This window comes from Bradyrhizobium sp. LHD-71 (assembly GCF_031157255.1).
Lineage (GTDB): Bacteria > Pseudomonadota > Alphaproteobacteria > Rhizobiales > Xanthobacteraceae > P52-10.
The window spans coordinates 278,476-299,284 of record NZ_JAVIFX010000003.1; the positions used below are offsets into that span (position 1 = coordinate 278,476).

Annotated in this window: 22 protein-coding genes; 8 read left to right on the forward strand and 14 right to left on the reverse strand. The window is 61.2% G+C overall.

Annotation, left to right across the window (positions count from 1 at the left end; genetic code table 11):
• Position 1: 1 nt before the first annotated feature.
• From RCO31_RS04030 to RCO31_RS04040, 3 genes are read right to left on the reverse strand one after another with little or no spacing between them, the layout of a single operon-like run.
• A complete protein-coding gene (locus RCO31_RS04030; protein WP_308966937.1) occupies positions 2-541 on the reverse strand; it encodes a VOC family protein in 540 nt (179 codons plus the stop codon).
• Between the two features lie 21 nt (positions 542-562).
• Entirely contained in the window at positions 563-2,446 is a 1,884-nt protein-coding gene (locus RCO31_RS04035; RefSeq protein WP_308966938.1) for a TRAP transporter large permease subunit, read from the reverse strand.
• Positions 2,447-2,472: 26 nt separating this feature from the next.
• A complete protein-coding gene (locus RCO31_RS04040; RefSeq protein WP_308966939.1) occupies positions 2,473-3,489 on the reverse strand; it encodes a TRAP transporter substrate-binding protein in 1,017 nt (338 codons plus the stop codon).
• A 144-nt stretch (positions 3,490-3,633) separates the two neighbouring features.
• Between RCO31_RS04040 and RCO31_RS04045 the strand changes: the two genes are divergently transcribed.
• From RCO31_RS04045 to RCO31_RS04065, 5 genes are all read left to right on the forward strand, one after another.
• Positions 3,634-4,677 carry a LacI family DNA-binding transcriptional regulator gene (locus RCO31_RS04045; protein ID WP_308966940.1) on the forward strand — a complete coding sequence of 348 codons (1,044 nt, stop codon included), beginning with the start codon at positions 3,634-3,636 and terminating at the stop codon, positions 4,675-4,677.
• Positions 4,678-5,281: 604 nt separating this feature from the next.
• Positions 5,282-6,961 (forward strand): ATP-binding protein, encoded by a 1,680-nt coding sequence (locus tag RCO31_RS04050; protein ID WP_308966941.1) that lies wholly within the window; start codon positions 5,282-5,284, stop codon positions 6,959-6,961.
• A 227-nt stretch (positions 6,962-7,188) separates the two neighbouring features.
• Entirely contained in the window at positions 7,189-7,938 is a 750-nt protein-coding gene (locus RCO31_RS04055) for a response regulator transcription factor (protein ID WP_308966942.1), read from the forward strand.
• 310 nt (positions 7,939-8,248) lie between these two features.
• Positions 8,249-9,658 carry a type II and III secretion system protein family protein gene (locus RCO31_RS04060; protein WP_308966943.1) on the forward strand — a complete coding sequence of 470 codons (1,410 nt, stop codon included), beginning with the start codon at positions 8,249-8,251 and terminating at the stop codon, positions 9,656-9,658.
• Positions 9,659-9,672: 14 nt separating this feature from the next.
• Entirely contained in the window at positions 9,673-10,350 is a 678-nt protein-coding gene (locus RCO31_RS04065) for a CpaD family pilus assembly lipoprotein (RefSeq protein WP_308966944.1), read from the forward strand.
• A gap of 1 nt (position 10,351) precedes the next feature.
• Here RCO31_RS04065 and RCO31_RS04070 read toward each other — a convergent pair whose 3' ends face one another.
• Genes RCO31_RS04070 through RCO31_RS04120 form a run of 11 tightly spaced genes read right to left on the reverse strand, consistent with a single transcriptional unit; the run spans position 10,352 to position 18,866 of the window.
• Complete coding sequence (locus RCO31_RS04070) at positions 10,352-11,392, reverse strand: EscU/YscU/HrcU family type III secretion system export apparatus switch protein (RefSeq protein WP_308966945.1); 1,041 nt, start codon at positions 11,390-11,392, stop codon at positions 10,352-10,354.
• Complete coding sequence (gene sctT, locus RCO31_RS04075) at positions 11,389-12,207, reverse strand: type III secretion system export apparatus subunit SctT (protein ID WP_308966946.1); 819 nt, start codon at positions 12,205-12,207, stop codon at positions 11,389-11,391. The genes RCO31_RS04070 and sctT overlap by 4 nt, the downstream gene beginning before the upstream one ends.
• Before the next feature lie 16 nt (positions 12,208-12,223).
• Positions 12,224-12,496: a flagellar biosynthetic protein FliQ gene (locus tag RCO31_RS04080; protein ID WP_308966947.1), complete on the reverse strand. Its 273-nt coding sequence runs from the start codon at positions 12,494-12,496 to the stop codon at positions 12,224-12,226.
• A 16-nt stretch (positions 12,497-12,512) separates the two neighbouring features.
• Positions 12,513-13,169: a type III secretion system export apparatus subunit SctR gene (sctR, locus tag RCO31_RS04085; protein WP_308966948.1), complete on the reverse strand. Its 657-nt coding sequence runs from the start codon at positions 13,167-13,169 to the stop codon at positions 12,513-12,515.
• A complete protein-coding gene (sctQ, locus tag RCO31_RS04090) occupies positions 13,162-14,265 on the reverse strand; it encodes a type III secretion system cytoplasmic ring protein SctQ (protein ID WP_308966949.1) in 1,104 nt (367 codons plus the stop codon). The genes sctR and sctQ overlap by 8 nt, the downstream gene beginning before the upstream one ends.
• Positions 14,262-14,786: a hypothetical protein gene (locus tag RCO31_RS04095; RefSeq protein ID WP_308966950.1), complete on the reverse strand. Its 525-nt coding sequence runs from the start codon at positions 14,784-14,786 to the stop codon at positions 14,262-14,264. The genes sctQ and RCO31_RS04095 overlap by 4 nt, the downstream gene beginning before the upstream one ends.
• Complete coding sequence (sctN, locus tag RCO31_RS04100) at positions 14,759-16,102, reverse strand: type III secretion system ATPase SctN (RefSeq protein ID WP_308966951.1); 1,344 nt, start codon at positions 16,100-16,102, stop codon at positions 14,759-14,761. The genes RCO31_RS04095 and sctN overlap by 28 nt, the downstream gene beginning before the upstream one ends.
• Positions 16,099-16,731, reverse strand: a complete 633-nt coding sequence (gene sctL, locus RCO31_RS04105) for a type III secretion system stator protein SctL (protein ID WP_308966952.1) — start codon at positions 16,729-16,731, stop codon at positions 16,099-16,101. The genes sctN and sctL overlap by 4 nt, the downstream gene beginning before the upstream one ends.
• Positions 16,718-17,380 (reverse strand): nodulation protein NolU, encoded by a 663-nt coding sequence (locus RCO31_RS04110; protein WP_308966953.1) that lies wholly within the window; start codon positions 17,378-17,380, stop codon positions 16,718-16,720. Before RCO31_RS04110 ends, sctL begins: the two co-directional genes overlap by 14 nt.
• Before the next feature lie 27 nt (positions 17,381-17,407).
• Positions 17,408-18,283, reverse strand: coding sequence for a type III secretion system inner membrane ring lipoprotein SctJ (sctJ, locus tag RCO31_RS04115; RefSeq protein ID WP_308966954.1), 876 nt, complete (start codon positions 18,281-18,283; stop codon positions 17,408-17,410).
• Positions 18,284-18,323: 40 nt separating this feature from the next.
• Entirely contained in the window at positions 18,324-18,866 is a 543-nt protein-coding gene (locus RCO31_RS04120; RefSeq protein WP_308966955.1) for a nodulation protein NolB, read from the reverse strand.
• A gap of 179 nt (positions 18,867-19,045) precedes the next feature.
• Here RCO31_RS04120 and RCO31_RS04125 point away from each other — a divergent pair, with 179 nt between their 5' ends.
• The 3 genes from RCO31_RS04125 to RCO31_RS04135 all read left to right on the forward strand — a co-directional run bounded on the left by RCO31_RS04125 (position 19,046) and on the right by RCO31_RS04135 (position 20,709).
• Positions 19,046-19,831 carry a secretin N-terminal domain-containing protein gene (locus tag RCO31_RS04125; RefSeq protein ID WP_308966956.1) on the forward strand — a complete coding sequence of 262 codons (786 nt, stop codon included), beginning with the start codon at positions 19,046-19,048 and terminating at the stop codon, positions 19,829-19,831.
• 238 nt (positions 19,832-20,069) lie between these two features.
• Complete coding sequence (locus tag RCO31_RS04130; RefSeq protein WP_308966957.1) at positions 20,070-20,303, forward strand: hypothetical protein; 234 nt, start codon at positions 20,070-20,072, stop codon at positions 20,301-20,303.
• Positions 20,304-20,508: 205 nt separating this feature from the next.
• On the forward strand, positions 20,509-20,709 hold the full coding sequence (locus tag RCO31_RS04135) for a nodulation protein NopA (protein ID WP_308966958.1): 201 nt from the start codon (positions 20,509-20,511) through the stop codon (positions 20,707-20,709).
• The last annotated feature ends 100 nt before the right edge of the window (positions 20,710-20,809 follow it).

Below are 20,809 nucleotides of genomic sequence, written 5' to 3' on the forward strand. Positions count from 1 at the left end.
GTCAGAGCTTGTTGAGATCGGGGAAGGGACGCACCGGATCCTTGCCGTCCCAGTTCGCGCCGGCCTCACGAATGATCCTGAACATCTCGCCCTTCGGTCCTGCGACCTCCGACAGCTCGATGACCGTGCCGGGATGGTAGTGCGTGTCGAAATAGATGAAGCGCCCGCGCTCGCCGACTTCGCCGCCCATTACAGGCTCGAAGCCTTGGGCGAGGAGACGTTCGAGATCGGTATCGTAGCTGTCGGTCCAATAGGCGACGTGCTGAAGTCCGATATGGCCTGCGCGCGTGAAGTCGCGATACATGGAAGGCACGTCATTGCGGCATTGGATCAGTTCAATCTGCAGCGGCCCTGAGTTCGCAAGCGCTACCGAGTTGTGCGGCTCGTAGCTCTCGCCGTGGTACTGATAATTCCTGATCGGTACGCGCTCATTGTAGAAGAACGGACCGACGCCGAGGACGTGCGTCCAGTAATCCATTGCCGCCTCGATGTCGGGTACGACATAGCCAGCCTGGCGGATCTCGCCGAAGAAACGGCTCATGGAAGATGCCTTTCATGCAGTTCAGAATTTCAGGAAGCCGATGGAGATCCACGGGACTGCGGCAACGACGACGAGACCGATCAGCAGGGCGAGCATGTAGCCCCAAATGTATTTCATTCCGTCGTCCGGGTTCACCTTGCTGATTGCGCAGGCGCCGTAGTAGCCGACGCCGAACGGTGGCGCGAACAGGCCGATGCCCATCGCGAAGATCACCACCATCGCGTAGTGCACCTCGTGCACGCCGATCTGCTTGGCGATCGGGAACAGCAGCGGGCCGAACAGCACGATCGCCGGGATGCCTTCGAGCACGCTTCCGAGAATGACGAAGGCGACGATCGAGATCGCGAGAAAGCCCCAGGTGCCGCCGGGGATGCCCGCCATCAGCCGGGCCAGATCCTGCGAGAACCCTGATTGCGTCAGGCCCCACGCCATTGCGGTTGCGCATCCGACGATAAAGATGATCGCGCCGGTCAGTGCTGCGGTATCGACCAATATGCCGGGCAGGCGGCGCCAGTCGAATTGCCGATAGACCAGAAGCCCCATCACCACGGAATAGGCGATGCCGATGGTCGAGACTTCCGTTGCCGTTGCCACGCCCTCGACGACCGCGGCGCGAATGACGAACGGCAATGCCACGGCAGGAAGAGCGATCAGCGCCAGCCGTCCGATCTCCCGCCACGAGTAGCGCGCGCCCCGACCGAGATCTTCGCCGCGATGACGCCACCAGACGACGACGCACAGCGCAAGCCCGAGCACCAGCGCCGGAAGCAGGCCGCCGGTAAACAATGCCGCGATCGACACGCCGGTGACGGAGCCGATCGTGATCAGCACGATCGACGGCGGTATCGTCTCGGTCTGGGCGCCGGTCGCCGAGAGTAGTGCCACCAGATCGCCGGGCTTCGCGCCGCGCGCTTTCATTTCCGGAAACAGCACCGGCGCGATCGCCGCCATGTCGGCGATCTTCGAGCCGGAAATGCCCGAGACGAGATACATCGCTCCGATCAAGACGTAGGAGAGGCCGCCGCGCACGTGGCCGAGCAGCGAAGCAAGGAACTGGATCATGGCTTTCGCCATACCCGTCATCTCGATCAGCGCGCCAAGGAAGATGAATAGCGGCACCGCGAGAAGCACGAGATGGCTCATGCCTTCATCGAGGCGGCCGACCATCACGAGCAACGGGGTCGACGTGGTGAGCGCGAGATAGCCGAAGGTGGCAAGAGCGAACGAGAATGCGATGGGCACGCCGGCGAAGACATTCAAGCTGACGACACCGACGAAGAAGATGATGAGATTGAGCTTGCCGAGCGGCTTTAGCGCCGGGCCGGCAAACCAGAACAGCGTCACGAGGATGGCCGTGATCGCAACCGCCAGCAACACGGCCTTGATGGCGTTCAGACGCAACAGGCGGAACACGGCGGCAACCAGCATCAGTGTGACGCCGACCGGAATTGCCGCTGCGCGCCAGGCGTTGGTGATCTCCAACGCCGGCGTGACGATGAAGCGCTCTTCCTCGGCATATTCCCATGCATGCGGGAGGATCAACAACAAGAACGCGATCGAGGCCGTCACCGCGAGCGCTTCGAGCAAGGCCCTTGCCTGCGGCGGCACGCGCGCCGCGATGCCGGTCATGCGCATGTGCTCGCCGCGCCTGAGCGCCACGACCGAACCGAGCATCGACAGCCAGAGAAACAGGATCGAAGCGAGCTCATCCGACCAGACGAGCGGAGTGTGCAGGACATAGCGTGCGGTCACGCCCGCAGCTAGGATGATGACTTCAGCAAGCAGGATCAGCGCCGCCGTCAGCTCGACCGTCCGGCCGACGGCGCCGTCCACGGCCTCTGCAACGCGGGCGGCCCTGCTGACCTGCCCGCTCGACGCGGGTATGGCGACGGCATGTCCATCCATCGGAGCGTCTTTCCAATCGTGGCCGCTCAGGCGAGCGCGCCAACCGCGCCCTCGAGCAGGCCCCACGCCTCGGCGCCGAAGCGGTCCTTCCAGTCCTTGTAGAAGCCGGCTTCGCGCAACTTGGCGCGGAAGCTGTCAGGGTTTGTCTTGTTGAAGGACAATCCTTTGGATTCAAGGTCGGTCCGGACCGTGGCGTTCAGTTTTTTGATGTCCTCGCGTTGCTGCATTCCGGCGTCGTTGATCGCTTCGTTGACGATCTTCTTCACGTCGGCAGGCAGGCCGTTCCAGGTACGGCCGTTTGCGATGAACCAGAATCCATCCCAGATGTGATTAGAGACGGCACAGTGTTTCTGCATCTCGTAGAGCTTCGCGACCTGGATGATTGGTAGCGGGTTCTCCTGCGCGTCGACGACCTTCGTCTGCAGCGAGGTGTAAACTTCGCTGAACTGCAGGCTGACGGGAGCGGAATCGAGCGCCTTGAACATGGACAGGCTGAGCGGACTCACCGGCACGCGGATCTTGAGACCCGCCATTTCCTTCGCGCTCTCGATCGGTCTGCCGCTCGTCGTCATCTGACGGAAGCCGTTGTCCCAGACTTTCTCGAATGCAAAGAGGTTCACCTTCGAAATGGCGGCGCGAACATGCGCGCCAAGCGCGCCGTCCATCGCTTTCCAGACCTGGTCATAGTCAGCGAACGCGAAGCCGACCGCGTTGATCGCCGCAACAGGCACCAGCGTCGCGATCACGAGTGCCGACGGCGTAAAAAACGTGATGCCGCCGTTGCGCACCTGGCTGAGCATATCGGTATCGCCGCCAAGCTGATTGTTCGGAAAGATCTTGATCTCAACCCGGCCGTTGGTTTGCGTCTTCACGCGATCGGCCGCTTCCTGAGCGCGGACGTTGAGCGGATGGCCGAGCGGCAGGTTGTTGCCGTATTTCAGCTCGATCTCGGCAGCGCGGGCGATCAACGGCATGCCGATGACGGACAAGGCGGGCGCGCTTGCGAGTGTGCCGAGCAGGGCACGGCGGGTCACCTTGGTCATCATCACCTCCCGGATCGCGATTTTGATCGGCGGTTGCCGTTTTCGTGGGCCGACGATAGAAATCCAGATTGATGGCCGTCAAACTCATTTATTGATGGATTTTGATGGTATTGACCGTTGGAGAGTGCCGTGTCCGGAAAGTCGATGACCGAACCTCCAAGGCGCCGTCGCTTGGCGCGCATCGAAGACGTGGCGCATCTCTCGGGCGTATCGACCGCAACCGTAGATCGCGTGCTCAACCAGCGTCCCGGCGTTCGCGCAATTACGGTCCAGCGCGTGCTGAAGGCGGCGGGCGAGCTCGGTTACCTGATGGATGGAGCACTGCCTGCGCAGGCGCTCAAGCCCTGGCGCCTCGGCTTTCTGCTTCCCGCGGGCACGAACCGATTTCTGGCATTGCTCGGTCGATTGATCGGCTCATCACAGGATCAACTCGCCTCATTCAACATGCGCGCGCGCGTCGACCGCGTCGAAAGCTTCAGGCCTGAACTGCTTGCGCAGGCGCTGCGTCGCGTTGGACGCGACGTCGACGGCGTCGCCTGCATGGCGATCGAACACCCGGCGGTGCGCGAGGCCGTGGATGCCCTGGCCGACCGCGGCGTGCCGACAGTCACGCTCATTTCCGACATCATGAACACACGTCGAGTGGCGTATGTGGGCCTCGATAATCGTTCTGCCGGTCGCACCGCCGCCTACCTCATCGCACGTTTCATCGGCGCGCGCCCCGCGAAGGTCGCGATGATTGCCGGAAGTCTGAGCTATCGCGCGCACGAAGAGCGGGAGATGGGCTTCCTGCATTTCTTCGAAGAGATGTTTCCGCAGATCGAAGTGGTGGGCCTGCGCGAAGGTCACGACGACGAGGCGAAGAATTATCGGCAGACCAAGACACTGCTTGCTCAGCATCCGGGCCTTGCGGGAATCTACAACATCGGCGGCGGTGCGGATGGCATCGGCCGTGCGCTGAAGGAAGCGGGACGTCAGCGAGACGTGGTTTTCGTCGGGCACGGTCTTTCGCCCGACACCCGAACAATGCTGATCGACGGAACGATGGATGCCGTCATTACGCAAAATCCGCAGACGTCGCTCATGGACTGCGTGGCGATCTTCGCGAACCTCCGAGCGGGACGTGCACCTCTGGAAGGCACGACGCGTTCGCGAACGGAGATCATTCTGCAGGAGAATCTGCCCTGATCATTGGTCGCGCGCACCCTTTGCCACGCAATGCCGTGCCAATGAAGCTGCCGGGTCGGCCTGAATTCTCAATGAACCGGATGGCCGCAGGCTTGTGCATGAATGGCTGCTGCCGCACTGAACTGGGGACGGCGTTTCACGAACGATATTTACATGACGGGCGTGCGATGCCGCGGCGACTTTCTCTTTCTTGGTTGTGAACAACACGATCGCGGATCGCTCATGCACTGAAGACTATTCCTGACGTGAAGCTGACGAAGTTGCGTGACGACGTGCACGCGTTTCTGAAAAAATATGTCTGTCACAAATTTGCAAGCGCACTTTCTTGCCTGCGGCTCGGCGACCAGGGAACTTAATTCGCGGGTTGCGATTATTTTAGGTCCGGGCTGCGGTGCTCGAGCTATTCCAAATAATCTGTTGCTTGCTGACGAATGATCTTAGTCTCTCCACGATTGATGGACAGAGTTGTCGAGCGACGATGTCGCGTCCTGAAATCGGCTGTCATCGTGATCATTCGCAACGCCGTACCGCTATTTCATTCGGCCCTCGCAATCTGGGTATCGCGCAAGCGATCCTTGATTGTTTCCGGTGGGAGTTGCGACGAATGCTGATCGAAACTCTGGCGCCCCGGATTTCGCATCAAGCGAATGATGCGGTTGCGAGACCCAAGATCCTGATTGCCGACGATGATTCCCGAAACTTGATGGTGCTCGATACCATTCTGACGGCTCCTGATCGTGAAGTCGTTCAGGCCCGATCTGGATGGGACGTTCTGAGCCAGGTTCGACAGAACGACTTTGCAGTCGTCATTCTTGACGTGCGGATGCCCGACCTTGATGGATTTCAGGTGGCTGCCCGTATGAAGACGGATCAGCGCACATCGCGAATCCCCGTTATTTTTGTAACGGCTTACGATCGCGATGAACCGCAGATCGCAAGCGGCTATGCTGCCGGTGCAATCGACTATGTTTTCAAGCCGATCAATCCAAAATTCCTCCGCTCAAAGGTCGACATCCTCCTCGATCTTTATCGAAAGACCGAGGAGGTGCGGTGGCTCGCGCAGCAGGAAAAGCGGTTGCTCCTGGAAAATCTGCGCATTCAGAAGGAGAAGACCGCCGCCGAGCAGCGGCTTCGGGAGCGCGAGGAGCATCAGTCGCTCGTGTTGCAATCGTTGCCGATCGCCCTTTACACCGCAACGTGCGGCTCTGGTTTGCGGCGTCTGCGCTTTACCAACGACAGCATCCGTCGCCTGTCGGGTTTTTCCAGCGCAGATTTCCTGAGACAACCAAATCTGTGGGAGGCCCGGCTCAACCCTGAAGAACACGGACGGGTGACTCGGGCGTTCGCGGACATCGACAAAGCAGGCTCCGTCAGCATCGAGTATCGCTGGCGTTGCGCCGACGGCAGCGAAAAATATGTCTTTGATCATGCGGTCCTGAGCGAACTCCGGGAAGATGGCAGCCGCGAGCTCTTTGGATTCTGGCTCGATGTCAGCGACCGCAGATCACTCGAGACGGGGCTGCTTCATGCCAGCAAGCTGGAGGCTGTCGGTCGACTGACCGGGGGCATCGTTCACGACTTCAGAAATATGCTGAGTGTGGTGATCGGAAATCTCGATTTGCTTCAACTGCTTATTCGCGACAATAGCGGTGCCTCCCGCCGCCTCCGCTCAGCGCTTGAAGGCGCGCAGACATGCGCTGAGCTGACCAGTCGCTTGCTCGCTTTCGTCCGCCATCGCTCCATCGAAACCGATGTTGTCGATGTCGTCGAAACCGTCGAGTCGATCATGGATCTGCTGGACTGCGCGCTTGGTGCCAACATCAAGCTCCATACGAACTATGACAAGGAATGCTGGCCTGTTTGTGCCGACCGGCCGCAGCTTGAGGCCGCCATCGTCAATCTGGCGATCAATGCGCGCGATGCCATGCCCGACGGCGGCGAGTTGAGCATTCGTGTGGAGAACGTTTGCCTTGCGGCGGATCACCGAGATCGACAGGACGAACAGGCGCCCGAGTATGTACGCATCACCGTAAGCGATACAGGCGTAGGCATGCCGGCTGCGACGGTGGAGCGAATCTTTGAACCCTTCTTCACGACGAAAGACAACGGCAAGGGAAATGGCCTCGGTCTCAGCATGGTCAGGCATTTCGCCAGGCAATCGAACGGCAATGTCAGCGTTCGCAGCGTTCCTAACGTCGGAACTCGAATCAGTATTGAGCTTCCTCGAGCCCGATTGGAGCCCCCGTACGAAGTGGAGCAGCCTTTGTTTGACGTATCCGCATGACAGCTCCTCGCCTCAAGCAGGTCGGCTGACTTCGTCCCGATGCCTTCGTCAGAACGTCACTGAAAAGAGGTTCAACGCACCTGAATGTCGGGTGCGCACGTTCTGAGCGAAGCCTCACACGCGATCGCATGTATCGTCTTTCCTGAGACGTGCATTCAGTCGGTGCCGAAGGTTGATCGTAGAACGGGTTTGATGCGGCACGGCAGTTTGTCTGGGGAGGGCAAAAGATGCGGGTGCTTCTGGTCGAGGACGAGCCGAAGGTCGCCGCCGTAATTTCCGATATCCTGCGATTCAACGGTTTTACCGCAGATGCGGTAAGCACGTTGGAGGACGCATCCGAATCCGTTGCAGTAGTGACCTACGATGCGGTCCTTCTCGATCGTAAGCTGCCGGACGGAGATGGGCTTCATTGGCTCCGTCATCGGCGGCGGTCCAGCTGGTTCGTCCCTGCGCTGATCCTGACGGCCGAAATGGATAGCGTTGACGATCGCGTCGAAGGCCTGAACGCGGGTGCCGACGACTACATATTGAAACCTGTCAATATGGATGAGCTGATTGCGCGTTTACGCGCCGTCTTGCGGCGGCCGACTACCGCTTTGGGACCGGTGATGCGCGCCGGCAATGTCGAGTTCGATCCCGCCGGACGGCAGGTGTGGATCGACGGCGTTTCGGTCAAGGTCCCACGTCGAGAGGTCTGTCTGCTTGAAGTACTGATGCGCCGATTTGGGCGCGTGGTCCCGAAGGCTGCGCTGGAAGAGAGTCTGTTCAGTTATGACAACGAAGTCTCTTCCAATGCGCTGGAGGTCGGCATCTACCGCTTGCGAGCGCACCTTTCAAAGGCGGGAGCGTCCGTTTCGATCAGAACCGATCGCGGTATCGGCTACATCCTCGTGCTTACACGACCAGAAGTTTCGGAAGCGAAGCATGCGAGCGGCAAGAACTCGGAGGTTTCTCCGAGCCTCGTGCAACAGAAATAATACTGTGAGATGACTCGAATGTGACAGTGTTGAGTAGGTTTGATGAATGTGTGTCGTCTCGACCACATCTCGTTCTGTTTAGATCATCTGAAGCACGTCACGTGCTGACCGCAGGTCGACAGGTGATAAACATAGGCGACGCAATCCGACGCTTCTCGCGCTCTCACTCGGTCAGAATACTTGGAAGGCATGAAGTCGAGAATTCAACCGAGCATCAGCAGCCGCAGTCGACCTCACGACGCTTCGTGAAGCGTAATTCTGAAAAGGCCGACGATAAGTGAAGCTTCGACCATCAAGAGTCTGGACGTTGTTGTTCTGCGTTCTTCTCGGAGCTGGCGCAACCGAGACGCTGGCAGCCGAACAGCCGTCCGTGCGTGTGGTGCCGTTGCGCAAGCCGGCGGCACAAGACACCGCGGCAGTTGTCGCAGATCGCGGCCAAATTCGTCTGAATGTCTCGCGCGGACAGACCATACGGCTTTCGCAGCCGGCGAAGACGATGTTCATCGCCGATCCCTCCATCGCCGATATCCAGACGCCGTCCAACGACGCAGCGTTCGTCTTTGGAAAGAAGGCGGGCCGAACGAGCTTCTTTGCGCTCGGTGAGGATCAGCAGGCGATCGCCGAATACCAGGTGATCGTGACCCAGCCAATCGAGGATTTGCGCGAAATGCTCCGCAGCGAGGTCGGCGATTATGCGATCCAGGTGTCCTACACGCCGAACGGCGCAGTGTTGAGTGGCACGGTGCCCAATGCCGCCTTGGCGGAAAGCGCGAAATCGATTACGGCGCAGTTTTTGGGGCAGGGTGCCATCATCACCAACAAGTTGCGTGTCGCCGGTGCGTTGCAGGTGAACCTCAAGGTGCGGGTGGCGGAGGTTGCCAGAAACGTTGCCAAGGAGTTCGGCTTCAATCTTAATGCGACTGCCGAGACCGGAAATTTCCGCTTCGGCTTCGTGAACGGCCGTCCGGCCGTTGGTGCGCTGGGGCAGATCATCCGATCGCCGACAGGAGCTGGTTCTGCGTTCGTCGGATTCGGCGCGGGCGGCACCAACATCTCCGCCGTGATCGACGCGCTCGCAGCCGAAGGCCTTGTGTCGATCCTAGCGGAACCGAACCTCACGGCGGTCTCCGGCGAGCCGGCGAGCTTTCTGGCGGGTGGCGAGTTTCCAATTCCGGTCGCGCAGGGCCTTGATCGCGTCGGTGTCGAGTTCAAGCGGTTCGGCGTTAGCCTTGAATTCATACCGACGGTTCTTGCAGGTGAAATGATCAGCGTTCGGGTGAAGCCGGAAGTCAGCGACATTTCCAGTCGTGGCCAGGTGCAGATCAACGGCTTCATGATCCCGGCGCTTGCGACGCGGCGTGCCGACACGGTGGTTGAACTTGCAAGCGGACAGAGTTTCGCCATCGGCGGCCTGATCCGCAAAGGCTTCAGCACCAACATCTCGATGTTCCCCTGGTTGGGGGACATTCCGGTCCTCGGTGCGCTGTTTCGCTCGAGCAACTTCCAGAAGGACGAAACCGAGCTCGTCATCATCGTCACGCCTTATATCGTACGGCCGGCCATCAGCGCGTCGCAGATGCAGGCGCCGACCGATCGCGTCGCACCGCCCGCCGATGTCGATCGTGTGTTTCTGAACAGGGTTGGATCACCCCCACCGGGCCGTCAGGCTCCGAAGGTGAAAGTTCCGCGACCGCTCCAAGATGGATTCATCCTCGAATGACAAGGACAAACCGGATGCGCGCGTCCGTCGCACTGCTGGCTGTCGGTCTGACCGCGCCGCTTCTCTCTGCTTGCAATACCTATATCGAGACGCCGCCGGTTGCGCTGGTCGAACCTGCGCCGCATATTCTTTTGCTTTCCAGCGGTTCAGGTGGGACCCTGGCGTCCGCCGACCGGCGCCGGCTGGAGGATTTCCTGTATACGGCCAGCTATGGCCGGCTCGACGCCATTCACGTTCACGTCGTTGGGATCAATCCGCGTGCTCGCTACGCCGTGGCGCGAAGCGCGATCCGCATGGGTGTCGCGCCCTTCAAGGTGAAAGAGATCAACGAGCCGGCCGATGAGCGTTACCGCTTTACAACGCGTGTCGTTGCCGTGCGCTATACAGCAATTCCACCAGGATGTCCCTCGCTGAAGATCACGTCATCACCAAACGACAACGACTTCGAGCCGACGCTCGGTTGCTCGAACCTGGCGAACCTTGCCACCATGGTCAACGATCCGAAGGATCTGTTGGTGAATTCTGCCGTGCCTCCGTCTGATGGCGAGCGGGCAGCCATTCCGGTGGCGCGCTATCGGGCCTTCCGCAGCCCGACGACGACGGCGCCGCAGACGTACGGAAGCGGTGCGGCGGTCCCCGTTATCGTGCCACCGCTTGCTCCTGCGGCACCGGCCGCGGCCGCCGGGCAGTAGGCTACACAAGGCCTGCAGCCAGCATCGCACGCGCAACGCGTTCGAACTGCTGGCTGGCAATCGCGCTTCCAAGCCGAGGCTTCCGCCGCAGGCTGCGGGCAAGCGCCGCTTCCGCCACCACCGGGATCTGAGCCGATGCGGCAATGTCCAGAAGTGATTGAACAGCCGTGCCTCGCACACGGTGAACGACGATCGGCACGGACGTTTCGCCGCGAACATATCGAAGTCCGATGACGACATCTTCGCCGCGGATGAACAGCGTCGCGTTGCGTGCACCGATGGGAGGCTCTCTGGCCTGCTCTTCCCGCTGGCGTCGACGGCTGCCGCGCACTTGCGGATTGCCTTCCTGATCCTGCACTTCTCGCTTGCTTTCCGTCACTGTCATGCGCATCTCGCGCAGAAACAGCCAGCGTTGAAGCAGAATGTCGATCAGCCCGGTTGCAAGAAAGAAGCCAATGCCGATGGCGAGCAACAGCTTCGCCATGCTGCCGAACACGAAGCCGATACAGCTTTCGCCGCAGATCGGCAGCCGAACCAGCGTGCTCAGCGTGCCTGCGACTACGATGACCAGCGTGGACCCGAGGAGCAGGCCCTTGATGATGGTCTTTGCAAGTTCGACCCAGTTCTTGAGACCGAAGATGCGCTTGAACCCGGTGAACGGATTGATGTGCTCCAGACTGGGGATCATCGGTTCAAGCGAGAACAGAAAGCCGCGATTCATGACGAGGTTGGCAAGCGTCCCGGCGGCGACGGCAATCGCCAGCAGCGGGAGAACCGTGCGCCAGCACAGTGCGATGAGAGCTGCGCCGAGCTGCGGCAGCGCCACCTGAAACGGTTCGTTCTGCAGGTCTGCGGCAAGCAGCAGCGCTTCTCGCCAGAGGCCGATGATATTTGGCGCAAACGACCATAGATACGTGATCGCCGCCACCGCGCCGACTGCGCTGACGAAGTCGTGGCTATGGGCGATCTGCCCCTTCTCGCGGGCGTCCCGAAGCTTCTTGGCAGAAGCCGGCAGGGATTTCTGTTCGCTGGTGTCGCTCACTGCAGAAACCGCTCAAGATGGGTCTTGATGCCATGCGTTCCTGCGAGCTCGTCCCGCATGTAGTCCATCAGGTATGTGACGTAAATGCCGATGAAGAGCACGAACACGACATTCTTCAGCGTTGGCGGCAGATCATATGCGTTCAGCTGTGGAGCCGAGCGGCCGATCAACATGACCGACAGATCCAGCAGCAGGAACAGTGCGATGACAGGACCGCCGACCAGGAGCGCATAACCAAGGATGTGATCGAGCGTCTTGGCGACCGAAAGCGCGCTGTCGAGCGTGAGCCTTGGCGTAAAGCTTGTCACAGGCCAGATCGCGTAGCTGTCATATAAGGTCCCCGCCAGGATGCGCATGCCGTCGGCGGCGACGAAAACGGCAATCGCACTGATGCCGAGAAAGAGGCTGAGCGATGATGCCTGCGACCGCGTTGCCTGATCGGTGGCTTCCTCGTTGGTTACGCCGCGCTGCTCGTCGATCAGCTCACCCACTGCCTGAATGGCCCAGAACGGAACGCCGAACATGAAGCCGATCAGCGTGCCGACGAGCAGTTCCTTCATCGCGATCAGCACGAGCTGGGCGCCCTGATTGGGCCCCAATGCGGCAGTGCTCTCGATCGCGTGCCACATCACAGGAAGACCCAGGGCGAGCGCAAAGCCCGACCGGAGGATGCCGCCAAGCTCCGCCTTGGTGAATACCGGGAACACCAGCGTGACGCCCAGGGTGCGCATGGCGGCGATGCCCAAGCCCAGCAATGCCGTCAGTGCGTTGTCGATGAACTGCTGAAAATCCGTCGATGAGAACAGCATCATCATCGCAGGCGACCGTCCATCAACGCGTCGTGAGCGCAGGAAATTCCGTGAACACCCGTCGGGCGTGATCGATCAGCGGGCCGGCAAGCAGTGGAGAGAGCAGGCCGAGAACGGCGACAACGACAAGCAGCTTGACGGTTTGCGGCAGCGTCTGGTCCTGGATCTGCGTGGCAGCCTGCAGGATCCCGACGATCAATCCCGCGGCCAGCGCTGCGAGCAGGGGCGGCAGCGTTAGCACCAGAAACAGGCTGAGCGACGTGCTCATGTGTGTCAGAATGCTGGCCTCGTCCATATCGGTCTTCCCTCAATTACTGGGCGTAGCTCAGAACGAGCCCGTGCATCAGTCGCGACCAGCCGTCGATCGCGATGAACAGGAACAGCTTGAACGGGACCGAGATCACCGTCGGTGAGACCAGCGACATGCCCATCGCCATCAAGATTGTCGTCACCACAAGGTCGATGGTGATGAATGGAAGATAGAGCAGGAAGCCGATTTCGAAGGCGCGCTTGAGTTCGGCGAGCAGGAACGATGGTGCGAGGATGGAGAGATCGTCCTCGGTGGCGCGATTGCGCATATCGGCCGGCCAGACGCGTTCGGTGGCCGATAGAAAGAACTGCCGCTCTTCCGGCTTGGTAAAGCGCTTCAGGTAGTCGCGAACCGGTTCCTGGGCGCGTTTCACCGCAACGCCCCAGTCGTCGAAGGTCCTGTACTGCAAAGTCGGATCGTTCAGTTGCCCGTAGACCTGCTCGATGATCGGCGAGCTGATATACACCGTGAGAATCAACGCGGCACCGTACAGAACGATATTCGGAGGCACCTGCTGGGCGCCGAGGGCGTTGCGAACGAGGAACAGCACCACCGAGATCTTCAGGAAGGAGGTCGTCGTCACGACGACAAAGACCAGCAGGCCCAGGCCGAAGGTGATCGCGATAAGTGCAAGAATGCCGGGCTGTATGTCAGCCATGGTCGAACAAGCGAATCAGACGGACCCCCAGGCCGTCGCCGACGCGGACGATCTCGCCACGGCCGATGCGGCGTCCGTTGGCCACGATGTCGACCGGATCGTCGGGCGATCGCCCGAGCGGAAACACATAGCCAGGCGCTATCGTCCGCAGCTGGTCGAGCTCGACGATCTGCCGTCCGAGCTCGAACGTCAGCTGAATTTCAAGGTCGCCAAGTTCTGTCTCGACGGCGCGGGGCGCGCTTTTGGCCTCCATAGTATTGATCTCCTGAACGAACTTGATGCGCTGAAGCGCGGATCGAACCTGCGCGCCGTCTTCTTTCAGGTGCGCAATAGCCTGATATCGATGCCCAAAGGTGAGAACCACCTCGCCGCGCTCAAACGGAAATTCATCCGGTATCAGCACGTCGCCATGGTGCAGGTCTTGCAGCACGCGTACCGGTAGCCGCACAGTTCCCGCGCTGAACAGCGCTATGATCGGTGCGGATGTTTCCGCGAGGGGGCGCCTCGCCGATGCCGCATGCTGCAGAAGCGCCGCGAAACTTTCGAATGCACGGCCGTCGAACTCAAACACAAGCTCGAAAGGAGTGCCGTCCAGCTTGCCGTGGAACACAAGCCAGTGCGAGCGCGGATCAGAGGCCGCGGGATCATTCGACGCACGGCGGGACGGCGACCGAACTGCCAGCGACGTTCCGCTGGACCTCTCGATCTTCGCGAACAGGGGGGCGAGGGCGAGCTCGATGAGCAGGGACAGGGTCGGCTCACCGGGAAGATCCTCGGAAAGACCGGGCTCAATCAGGTCCAGAAGACGGAGGACGTTCGCGCAGGCCAGCCTGACCCTCGCACTGGCCTCGCCCCAGCTGACGATCGCTTCGAAATCGAGATTGGCCGCGGGAGATCTCGTTGCATGAATTGGGGACAAGTCGAATTCGATCGGCAAGCCTTCGACCAGCCCCTTGAATGACCCACGTCGGACGGAGCAGGCATTGAGGACGGCAAGATCTGGCTGATCGTAGATCGTTTGCGGGTGCCACGGCGTTACGTCGGCGTCCTGCCGCGGCTCGCGATGGAGCCCAAGCGCGCGTCGGGCGCTGGTCACAACCAATCTCCCTGAGCGGTGGTCTTGTTCGTGTGCCGGATGCCGCTCTGATCTTCTGTCTCCAGTTCGTCGACCAGCTCCATCCGCGAACGGATGGCATCCTCAAGCTTTGCCAGCAGCAGATGCGATTTTCTGACCTCACGATGCCTGGCGCGATACGTCGCCGAGGATCGAAGCAGTTCCTCCTCACGGTGTGCGAGTGTCGTACCTGCGGTTTTGGCGAGACGCTCCGCGCCTTGCACGGTCTCCGTCAGCCGGGCCAACTCCTCGTGCGCCCGATACAGCATGTCGATTGTCAGTCTCGCACCATGGGCAAGCTCGCCGTAGTAGCGCTGTTCGCCGACCAACCGCGCTCTCTCCGCAGAAGCGAGTGCGGCCGCGGCCGCATCGCGCGCGTCACGCGCCCGGTCGCGCGCTGCAGCATCGGCCTGCATGATGCGGCAGGCCTGTTGCTCGCGTTGCGAACGATAGCGCGACAGCGCGCGCAGGTTGGTCATTGTGAGGCGAGGCGCGCCATCCATCGTCTGGTTTCCTCGAAGGTGGTCCGTTCATCGGGCGATTGCCTCAGGAACGATCGAAGTTCGCCGATCTTGGCGACGGCTTCGTCCGCCAATTTGTCTGCGCCCTGCTTGTATTCGCCGACCTGAATCAGAAATTCGATCTCTGCATAGCGGGCGAGCAGGGAGCGCAACCTGCCGGCATCGATGGCATGTTCGCGGGAGACCACTGCCTCCATCAGCCGGCTGCGGCTTGCGAGCACGTCGATGGCCGGAAAATGCCCGGAGCTCGCGAGCGTGCGAGAGAGAACGATGTGGCCGTCGAGGATGCCCCGCGTCTCTTCCGCGATTGGATCGCCGGTGCCATCTCCCTCGACGAGGACGGTATAAAAAGCCGTCACCGAGCCGCGCTCACCCATGCCGGCGCGTTCTATCAACTGTGGCAGGGTTGCGAAGATCGACGGCGGGAAGCCGCGGCGGGTGGGTGGTTCGCCGGCAGCCAGGCCGATTTCGCGCGCCGCACGCGCAAAGCGGGTGATGCTGTCGATCAGAAGCAGCACGCGTCGGCCGCTGTCACGGAAATGTTCGGCAATCGCGGTTGCGACATACGCCGCCTTGAGCCGTTCGATCGGAGACTTGTCGGAGGTTGCAACGACAAGGACGGAGCGTTTCAAGCCCTCCTCGCCGAGTTGTCGAGCGATGAACTCCCGGACCTCGCGGCCGCGTTCGCCGATCATGCCGACGACCGCGACATCGGCATCCGCATTCTTGACGATGTGTGCGACCAGCCAAGATTTGCCGCTTCCTGGTTCGCCGTAGATGCCGAGCCGCTGGCCTTCGCCACAGCTCAGCAGGCCGTCGACGGCGCGCAATCCGACGTTGAACGGGCGATCGATCAGTTGCCGCGATAGCGGGTTGGGCGCGGGGCCGTGCAGGGGGCGCACGCTCTCTCGGCGATTGATCGGTGGACCGCCATCGAGCGCCCGTCCGAGGCTGTCGATGATGCGCCCGAGCAGATTATCGCCGACGGGTGTCGTCATGGTCCGACCAGTCGGTATCACCTCGCTGCGCATCGACAGTCCGTGAAGTTCACCGATCGGCGTCAGCAGCACGGCTTTGCTGGTGAAGCCGACGACCTCGGCACTGATCGCATGGCCGGCCTGCGCGTCCGCGATGGTACAGAGTTCACCTATCCGGACGTTCGGCACCACCGCGTGGATAAGCGTGCCGACCGCTTTCGTGACACGACCTCTGACGGGGCGTGTGTCGATCTGTTGAACCGCGTCACGTAGCCGCGGAAGCTGCGACGAGAAACGAATGGAGAGCCGCTCCTCCGTCATGAGGCACGCTGCCAATTGGTGCCGGCCATTTCGAGCGCGCCCAGTCGCTGCTGCAGGTCGTTTCGCAGCGCTCTGCTCTGGGCGGCGAGACCGACATCGATGTTGCCGGCCTGCGTCACGATCTGGCAGTCGCCAGGCTCGATGCCGGTGTCGGCCTCTATGCGCAGTTGGAGAGCGTTGCTGTCTCTGTCCAACGATCGTCGCAACGGTTCGACCATCTCCGGCGCGACGCGGAGGCAAATGTCGGACCCGGCGAGTGTTGTTACGGCCTGCCGGACGGCTCGCGTGACGAATTCCGTCTCGTCGAATGCGCCGAGAATGCGCTCGACGATCATCATGATCATGGATGGAACGGCGCGCTCGATCTCGTTGAGATAGCGCGCGGCTTCGCCGGCCAAATTCGTTGCGACCTGTGCTGCTTCCTTTGCGCCGGCCTCACGGCCGTCGGCAAACCCTCGCTGCCTTTCCTGCTCGTAGGCAGCCTGGGCCAGCTCCTGCATTGATTTCAGATACTGGTGTGCCGCATCGACCGCGCGCGATGCCTCGCGCCAATGATTGAATTCTTCGGCTCGGACAACGGGGCCGCATGGTTTGAGCTTGGGGCGCACCGGCGGCTCATTCGAAGGCATTCATCGACTCATCGAGTTCTGACAGCACCGGATCGATCAAGCCGAGTGCCAATTTCTGTTGCGCATCGCTCAGATCGGGGGTCTCGGCGGCGGTGTCGGGTGGCAACCGGAGGTAAAGTTGTTGCCGCATGGAGGAAGGAAAGGAAGAAAACCAGACGCCAAGACACGCGTGCCCGTCGCGTTCGATCTGTTCCGCCAGAGCGTCGGACGCAGGGGAGCGCATCGCGGGCGCCACGCCGCCGCGTCGCAGGCCGAAGGCATGAGCGCGTCGTCCGATCCGGGCGATCAGATCGGCGACGTCGCGACCGTGAATGATCTGGCGAAGCGAGTGCGCGTGCCACGCCGCGCCGGCCAGGTGCGATGCTTCCTTCAGGTCGACTTGAAAAAGGCGTTCGAACGTCTCTCGTCGCTCTGCCGGCGCGTTGTCTGCAATCGAGCCGCTCGAATCTGCGCCCCGCTGATGGAGGAGCAACGTTGCGATGCGCTCGTGAAGGCGAGGGCAGCCTTGCAGCCGGCTGACAACGGCAACGGAAAGCCGACGGTCGAATGCGTCCGCCAGTCTTTGCGGGTGGGCGGCAAGGGCGAGCCGGCTTGCGTCACGCGTAAGCGCTTCCTTCCCTGCAGATCCTGGAGTGGATGTGGCTGGCATGAAAATCCTCTGCCGGAAGCGTCACCCTCAGGCAGCGCGCTGCGCGACTGGCCGGTCGGCGCTTCGATCGTGCGACGGTGGGCGTTCGATCCTGGCCGGATCGTTACGGACACTGGCTGCTGGCGGCGAGTTCTTGGGCGCGTTTCTGCCTTGACGGCGACCGAACCAGAAGGCCGACATGCCGGTCAGGAGCAACGCGGCAAAGCCCGCAAGTGAGAGATAGAGCGTTTGCGATGGACCACCGAGCGCCCGAGACGGTATGAAGCCGCTCTGATTTGTTGCGCTGGCCATCCTCGATGCCGCCGACTCGGTAAGCGGCCGCTCGACTGGTACCAACACGACCGAGACCTTTTCGTAGGACAGGCCTTCGATACTGTTCGCCACCAGCATCTTGACATGTGGAAGCAGCGATTTCAGCGGTGCGCGAGCATCATGACGAATGAAAACGGATGCGGATGACGGCGTCGCATCCTGACGCAGCAGATCGTTCTTCGGAAGGACCACGTGAATCCGCGCCGAAAGAACGCCGTCGATATCGGAGATCGTTCGCGACAGCTCTTCACTCAGTGCATAGATGAAGCGCGCGCGTTCCTCTGTCGGTGACGAAATCAGTCCGCTGCTTTTGAAGACCTCTCCCATGTTGGTGAACGTCTGGCGCGGCAGGCCGTTCGCCTTGAGGAGCTCGATGGCCTGGGCGAGTTGGCTTTCGTCGACGCTGATCTGGCTGGTTCCGTCCTTGGCGAACGAACGCTCGACGCTGATACCGTTCTTGTGCAGAAGCGCAATCATATCGTTCGCTTCGCGCTCGCCGAGCTTGGAATAAAGTTCCGCCTGGCATCCTGCCAACGTAGAGAAGACGAGTGCAAGAATTGCCACTTTCACCAATGCACGGATGGCGGTCATGAACGTCTCCGTTTTGGGGCCAAGGATGTCGTGCCGCGCGTCACGCCGAAGACATCAGTTTGTTCATCGAAGTGGTGAAAGCGCCCGTGCTCTTGGTCATCAGGCCGACCTGAATGGACTGCTGATAAACCTGCTCGAAATTGCGCAGCATGATGTCGAAGCTGTCAGCGGATCTTGCTGCCCGGTCCAGCGGCGCCGCGGCGGGCCCGCGCGGGAGTCCGGCGCCGGCCAGAGCCACTGGCGGTGTGTCGGTCGCGCCATGCGCATTTGCCTGTCGAAGCCGCTGATCGCCGCGGTAGAGCGTTTCTAACCGGTCCAGAACGTGGTGCCCCATTCCGTCTTGCTGATTTCGCGGCAGGGATGTCAGCGAGTATTCTCTCACGGAGGCCACCCGCGTGAGCTCAGGCCTGCTTTCTTGCGCGCGCGCTGGCACCTGCGTGGTGATATTGGCCGCCTCTGACGAGGTGTTTGCGACCACGCGGGAAAACGTGCCGTTGGCTTGGTCGGTCGGCACCGTGCTTGCGTGCGTCGGCACGGTGCTGGAAACCGCGCCGTTGATGGCCGCCAGCGGATCAAAGGACATGGTTTGACTCAAGGCTTGACGTTCGAGGAGTCGCGTCGCGTCACGCGCGATGCGGGGAGGCTATGGAGCGTAGCTGACCGGAAGGTGACGAACATGCCGGTTCAAGCCGTGTCATCGATTCGATAAATATGTGTCGGATAACGATCAAACGATGAGCTTGCGCAAGCGACAGGTTTACAATGACATCAGTTCTCGAGCAGAGTTTCAGCGCCTCGCGTGGCACGACATGCCGCTCTTTTACGAAGTCGGTTCTTGCCAGGTGCTTTTCGGCAGCCGTCGGGGCGGCGGCTACGGTTCTGCTGCCATCGGCGGCAGCCATCGGCGCGCAGCTCGATCTGCCGAATACCACCTATACCTACACTGTCATCAACCAGGATTTGTCGGCGGCCCTTCTTGAGTTCGGCAGCAACCTCAACATCAAGGTGAACGTGAGCCAGGAGGTGCGTGGTCGGATTCAAGGGCGCCTTCCCGATCTGCCACCGCTGGCCTTCCTGAACAGGCTTGCCTCACTTTATAATCTTGAGTGGTATTTCGACGGACAGGTGTTGCACGTCACGTCCGCTCGCGAGGCGCAAAGTCGGCTGCTTGTTCCGGGCCCGGTCCCGTTCGAGCGATTGGCATCGACGCTTGCAGCGTTCAATGTCGCGGATGAGCGATATGAGGTGCGGCCGGCGCCCGATACACAATTGGTGCTGGTCACCGGACCACCGCGATTCGTGGCATTGGTCGAGCAGACGCTCAACGGATTGATCGCCGAAGAACAAGCGCGTCCGAAACCGGCCGAGGCGCGGGCCGAGCCGCCGCTGCTGCGCGATGCGGTTCTGACGGTCTTTCGCGGCTCGCAAACGACGATTCTCCGCAACGGACGACTGGAATCGACCTTCGGCACGAACGAGTCGTCCGACGGGCCGGCTCAGCGCGACGGCGATCCTAGTTCACCCAATGGACGGCAGGATCCACGCTGACCGTGCCTGATCCGAGTCATGTCTTCCTGTTGCTTCCTCAAAAAGCCGGTCTCTCGTCAGCTTCCTGAAAGCTGAGGCTCATAGCCTGTTCACCATGAGGTCCGTTGAGGCGACAGCCCGCGCGGACGGATCATCGGTCAGTCGCGGCGATCCGCGACAGCACGATCGCATTCAAATCCGCGCAGCGCTCGGCCAGATCGGTCGGTCGCACCGCGAGATGAGCGAAGGAGAATTCATCATGGGTATACTCGGAGCGGTGGGACAAATCGCGGGAGGTGCTCTCGGTGGTCCGGTCGGCAGCATGGTGGGGGGAGCCGTCGGTGGCGCGATCGACGGCAATGGTGGCGGCGGTCAGGCGTCGCAGGCCTTCGAGGCGGAGCTGCAGAAGGCGATCGGCATGATGTCGATGCAGCCGCTCATGGACATCATGGATATGGGCCGGGAAGCGCTCGAAGAAGAAGAGGATTCCTAGAATTTCAGGGCGTCGCTCGTAAACGAGCGAGCGTAGCTCGGACAGGCCGAATGCCTCGGCGCCAGCGCCTGTCGGAGTGCACGGCTTCAGGCTGCAGCTTGCGCGCGGCAGCCTGATGGACGTCGCGTCGGTCGTCGGCAGCAGTCGAGATCGTGCGCGGCGGAGATCGCGAAAACATCGAAGACATCAACGACAGGAGATGAAGATGAACGGAATTGGTGCGGTCGGCAACGCAGCAAACGCAGTCGCTGGCGGCGGCGGTGGTGCAGCGGGCGGTGACTTCCAGGGCATGATGGACGAGCTCAAGAAGACCTATCAGGAGTCCATGCAGAAGAGCATGGAGCTGCGTCGCGTTCAGGTCGACCAGAATACCCAGAAGAAGGTGGCTGACGAGCGCGTTCAGTAATCGTCGACTTATTGCTTGCGGTGCGCGCATCCCGCGCACCGCAAGCGTTCGCGTCTGTCTCGTTCGTCCCGCCTTGGCACGGCCTTGCAGAACGCCGGGT